The organism is Mycobacterium sp., assembly GCF_035499775.1.
Taxonomy (GTDB): Bacteria; Actinomycetota; Actinomycetes; order Mycobacteriales; family Mycobacteriaceae; genus Mycobacterium.
The window spans coordinates 1-5491 of sequence record NZ_DATJYB010000185.1 but is presented as its reverse complement, the minus strand read 5'-3'; the positions used below and the strand labels follow the sequence as shown (position 1 = coordinate 5491).

The window sequence follows — 5491 nt, the reverse complement described above, 5'->3', positions numbered from 1 at the left end:
CAACGTGCCGGCCACGGTGCAGGCCGCCATCGCGGCGCGCATCGACCGACTCAGCAACGCGGCCCGGCGAACGTTGAACGCGGCCTCGGTCATCGGGGCCCGCTTCGACGCCGCGCTGCTGGCCGCGCTGGACAGCGATGCCGTCGTCGACGAGCTCCTAAGCGCAGAGCTGATCGATCAGGTGCGCTTCACCCCCAGCGCCGAATACGCCTTCTTTCACCCGCTGATCCGCGCGGTGACCTACGAATCACAGCTGAAATCCGATCGCGCCGAGCTGCACCAGCGCGTCGCGGCCGCCATCGAATCCCGTGACCCGGCCGCGGCGGAGGAAAATGCCGCGCTGATCGCCGAACACCTGCAGGCCGCCGGTGAGCTGCACGCCGCGTATCAGTGGCATATGCGCGCCGCCACGTGGGCGACCTACCGCGACATCGCCGCGGCGCGACAAAGTTGGGAGCGCGCCCAAGCGATCGCCGAGGCACTGCCCGACCAGGACCCCAACCGCACAGCGATGCGCATCGCGCCGCGCATCATGTTGTGCGGGATCGCCTGGCGAGTCCAGGTGGACGTGGCGGGTGACCGCTTTGAGGAATTGCGGGAGTTGTGCACCGCCGCCGGAGACAAGTCTTCGCTGGCCATCGCCATGGCCGGGCTGGTGATCGATCATGGGTTTCGGGGCCGGATCCGTGAGGCGTCGCGGCTGGCATCGGAAGCCTGGGCCCTCATCGAGTCGATCGACGATCCGACGCTGGCGGTGGGGCTGTCCTTCCCGGTGATCTACGCCAAGGCTCACAAGGGCGAGTGGGGTCACGTGCTGCGGTGGTCGCAAAGTGTTATTGACCTGGCCGACGGTGATCCATCGAAAGGCAACTTCATGTTCGGGTCTCCGTTAGCGCTCGCCCTCGCGACGCGGGCTGTTGGCCGGTATTGCCTCGGGCGTCCCGGATGGCGCGACGACCTGCGCCACGGCCTGGCCATGGCCCGCAGCGCCGACCCGTTGTCTTACGCGATCGTCGTCGCCTATGTCTACTTCCCGGGAATACCGTTGGGCGCGCTGGCCGCCCACGATGCGGCCATGCGCGAGCTCGAGGATGCGCAGCGGATTGCCGAACGCTCCGGTGATGATATGGCGGTGGTTTTCGCCCGGGCGATACCGGGGCTTGCGCTGGTGCATCGCCACACAGATGCCGAGCGTGACCGCGGACGGAAGCTGCTGGACGAGGTCAGCGACCTGATTCTGCGTCGGGGACACAGCCTGAGCGAGTTACGGCTCATCAACGTGTACTTGGCACGTGAGCGGGCTCGGCGCGGAGATCACGACAGGGCCATAACGCTCATGTTCGCCGCCGTGGACCAACTGGTTCGCGAGGGGCAACTGCTGTCGTGGGGCATTCCGGCGACGGGTGTTCTGGTGGAGACACTGCTGGACCGTGGGGCCGAGGGTGACGTGGCCGCAGCTGAGGCCGTGATCGAGCGGTTAGCCGCCGCGCCAGCCGATGGCGGGCTGGTTATCCGCGACATCTGGCTGCTGCGGCTGCGCGCGCTATTGGCCCGCGCCCATTCGGATGAAGCCTCCTATCGCGACTATCGGGATCGCTACCGCGCGATGGCCACGGCGCTGGGACTCGAAGGGCATCTGGCATACGCCGGGGCGATGCCATGAGGGGGCAGTCGCGCGGTACGGCTCTCGAGATAGACGACATACGAGCGTCTCAAAACTTCGTATCGGCGATACCGGGGCCGAGCTGGGGGCACCTCCCGCTTGCGGGGGAACGCAAAAGCACCTCATTCGGCACGAAATGGGTGCTTTTGCATCTGCTCGCCCAATGTCAGGGGTTGGCCGCCAAGAACACGTAGGCGGTCAACAGCACCACATGCAACTCGCCCTGCAGCCGGGTGGCCCGGCCGGGCACCACGGTCAGCACGCTGATCACCACGGTAACCAGCAGCAACACCAGCTGGATGGGACCCAGCCCCAGCACCAGCGGCCCTTGAAGCCAGATCGAAGCCAGCGCAATGGCCGGGATGGTCAGCCCGATACTCGCGATCGCTGAGCCGTAGGCCAGGTTGAGGCTGGTCTGAATCCGGCCTTGCCGCGCCGCGCGCACCGCCGCGAGCGTCTCCGGCAGCAGCACCAACGCCGCGATCACCACGCCGACGAATGACTGCGGGAACCCGGCCGCGGCCACCGCATCCGAGATCGCCGGCGACTCCTGCTCGGCCAAACCCACCACCGCGACCAGGGAGACCAGTAGCAGCACCAGGCTCGTCAGCGCCCTGGCGATGCTGGGCGGGTCGGCATGGCTTTCATCCTCGAAAAGACTCTTCTGACCCTTCTGCGCGACCGGCAGGAAGAAGTCACGGTGCCGCACGGTCTGGGTGAACACGAACAGCAGATAGAGCACCAGCGAGGTGGTCGCGGCGAAAGCAAGCTGGCCCGGCGTGAACTCCGGGCCGCCATGACTGGTGGTGAACGTCGGCAGCACCAGGCTCAGCGTCGCCAACGTGGTCACGGTGGCCAGCGCGGCGCCGCTGCCGTGTGCGTTGAACAACGTCACGCCGTAGCGGTGGGAACCGAGCAGCAGTGAAAAACCGGCGATCCCGTTGGTGGTGATCATCACGGCGGCAAAGGCGGTGTCCCTGGCCAGCGTCGCCGCCTCGTTGCCACCGTGCGCCATGAACGTCACGATCAGCGCCACTTCGATGGTTGTCACCGCGACGGCGAGCACCAGGGACCCGAACGGCTCACCGACCCGGTGCGCGACCACCTCGGCGTGGTTGACCGCGGCCAGAACCGCGCCACCGAGCAAGATGGCCGCCACGATCACCGCCACCGGCCCGAAGTGCTCGCCCCACGTCACTACCAGGACGACGATGGCGAGCAGCGGTACCACCACAGTCCAGGACACACGTTTCAACATCGACCGCCATTCTTGTCGACATCCTCGGGCCAGGGCTCAGTAGCATGCTCACATGCCGCAAAGCGATGGGCTCAGCGAAGGTGAGGTGTTCGCCGAATACACCATCATCCGAAGGCTGGGAGCCGGCGGAATGGGGCAGGTGTATCTGGCGCAGCATCCGCGGCTCCCCCGCCGCGACGCCCTCAAGGTCCTGCCCAAGGAGTTCACTGCGAATCTCGAATTCCGCCAACGCTTTAACCGCGAGGCAGACCTCGCTGCGAGTCTATATCACGAGCATATCGTCGGCATCCACGACCGCGGCGAATACGATGGACAGCTGTGGATCTCGATGGACTACGTCGAGGGAACCGACGCCGCGCGGCTGCTGCGCAGCGAGTATCCGTCCGGCATGCCAAGGGCGGAGGTCGTCGAGATCATCTCGGCCGTCGCCGACGCGCTCGATCACGCCCATGCGCGCGGACTGCTGCATCGCGACATCAAGCCGGCCAACATCCTGCTCAGTGATGCCAACCCGCGACGACGCATCCTGCTCGCCGATTTCGGCATCGCGCGCGAGGTGGGTGACATCAGCGGCCTGACTGCGACCAACATGGCGATGGGTACCACGGCGTACTGCGCACCCGAACAACTCCAGGGCGCCGATCTCGACGCGCGTGCCGACCAATATGCGCTGGGATGTACCGCGTTTCACCTGTTGACCGGCGGCGCCCCGTTCGAGCACTCGAATCCGGCGGTGATCATCACCCACCACTTGTCGGCGCCAGTGCCGCCGGTCAGTGTCCGCCGCCCCGAACTGACAGACCTCGACCCGGTGATCGCCAAGGCGATGGCCAAGAACCCCCAAGACCGTTATCTGACATGTACGGACTTCGCCTCCGCGCTGGCCGGCAGCCCCGTCACCGCCGCGTCGGACGTCGCCACCGCGTCCGACGTCACCACCGCGTCCGCGGTGTCGGGACCCACACGGGCCGTCACCGGACCGACGCGAACGATCATGGCACCGCAGGATCCCTCACAGGTCCCTGCCGAAACACGCGGCGGTCGGCGCCGGTCCGGAGGCTTGATCGCGGCGCTGGTCGCCGTCGTTCTGGTCGTCGTCACCGTGGGCGTCGGTCTATGGATCCTGGGCGGCCATGACAAGCACCGGGCCACCGGTCAACACACCAGCAGCGTCCCGTCGGAGTCTGCGGCGCCCCCGGCGAGCGGCGGTGCCGCACCGCCGTCGAAGCCAGGCATCAGGCTGGAGGACCAAATCACCGACGAATCGCACGTGCTGGGCCCCATCGAACGTGACGGGGTGGCGGCATCCCTGGCCCGGCTACGACAGCGCGGCACCCGCCTGTGGGTGGTATATCTCAGGAACTTCGGTGACCTCAGACCCTTCCAATGGGTCGAAAATACCCGGCGCTACAACGATTTCGGTGACACCGACGCCATACTGGTCTTCGCCACCGAGGGAACGGCGTACTGGTATTTCCAGGTCCCGCCCGCGGTGACGGCTGGAAAACCCATCGATCTCGAGGTCATTCGCCGCGACCGAATCAGGCCGGCCGTCTTCCATCGCCAGTGGGCCCGCGCGGCGATCGTCGCTGCTGACGGATTGGACGTCTGAGGCGGGGGCAAAAGCCGACGTGCGCGTTCAGTCCTCTGGGGCCAACAGCACGTCGGCGTCGAAGCAGCTGTGGTCACCGGTGTGACAGGCGCCGCCGACCTGGTCGACGGTCAATAGCACGGTGTCGCCGTCGCAATCCAGGCGCACCGAGTGCACGTACTGGGTGTGGCCGGAGGTAGCGCCCTTGATCCATTGTTCGCCGCGGGATCGCGAATAGTAGGTGGCCTCACGGGTTTCCAAGGTGCGAGCCAGTGCCGCGTCGTCCATCCAGGCCACCATCAGCACGTCGCTGCTGCCGCGCTCCTGCACGACGGCGGTGAACAGCCCGTCGGCGTTGCGCTTCAGACGCGCGGCGATGTCCGGGTCGAGCGTCATCGCACGGTGATCCCTTCTGCGGCCATGGCCGCCTTCACCTGCCCAATCGTCAGCTCCCCGAAGTGAAAGACGCTGGCCGCCAACACCGCATCGGCACCGGCGGCAACCGCGGGTGCGAAGTGTTGCACCGCCCCGGCGCCGCCGCTGGCGATCACCGGCACCGTGACCGCGGCGCGCACCGCCCGCAGCATCGGCAGGTCGAATCCGGCTTTGGTGCCGTCGGCGTCCATCGAGTTCAGCAGGATCTCTCCCACTCCGAGTTCGGCGCCATGCGCCGCCCACTCGACCGCGTCGATGCCGGTGCCGCGACGGCCCCCGTGAGTGGTGACCTCCCAGCCCGACGGCGTCGGCGCCGATTCGGGCGGCACCGTGCGGGCGTCGACGGATAACACGATGCACTGAGACCCGAACTGGTTCGCCATCTCCGCGAGCAGGTCGGGGCGCGCGATGGCGGCGGTGTTGACCGACACCTTGTCGGCCCCGGCGCGCAGCAACACGTCGACGTCGGAGACGGTACGCACCCCGCCACCGACCGTCAGCGGGATGAACACCTGTTCTGCCGTGCGGCGCACCACCTCCAACA

At 67.1% G+C, this 5491-nt stretch carries 4 protein-coding genes and 1 pseudogene; 2 read left to right on the top strand and 3 right to left on the bottom strand.

What is annotated here, in order from left to right; translation table 11 throughout:
- Positions 1–1663: pseudogene (locus VML93_RS12500) on the top strand (cyclase); the annotation flags it as partial.
- Between the two features lie 166 nt (positions 1664–1829).
- On the opposite strand, the gene VML93_RS12495 reads toward VML93_RS12500, so the two are convergent.
- Entirely contained in the window at positions 1830–2921 is a 1092-nt protein-coding gene (locus VML93_RS12495; protein WP_325610973.1) for a calcium:proton antiporter, read from the bottom strand.
- Between the two features lie 52 nt (positions 2922–2973).
- Between VML93_RS12495 and VML93_RS12490 the strand changes: the two genes are divergently transcribed.
- Positions 2974–4533 carry a serine/threonine-protein kinase gene (locus VML93_RS12490; RefSeq protein WP_325610972.1) on the top strand — a complete coding sequence of 520 codons (1560 nt, stop codon included), beginning with the start codon at positions 2974–2976 and terminating at the stop codon, positions 4531–4533.
- Positions 4534–4560: 27 nt separating this feature from the next.
- On the opposite strand, the gene hisI is transcribed toward VML93_RS12490, so the two are convergent.
- Together hisI and hisF are read right to left on the bottom strand one after the other, a co-directional pair.
- Positions 4561–4908: a phosphoribosyl-AMP cyclohydrolase gene (gene hisI, locus VML93_RS12485; RefSeq protein WP_325610971.1), complete on the bottom strand. Its 348-nt coding sequence runs from the start codon at positions 4906–4908 to the stop codon at positions 4561–4563.
- A partial coding sequence (hisF, locus tag VML93_RS12480) for an imidazole glycerol phosphate synthase subunit HisF (RefSeq protein ID WP_325610969.1) occupies positions 4905–5491 on the bottom strand: 587 nt, incomplete at its 5' end. The genes hisF and hisI, both read right to left, overlap by 4 nt.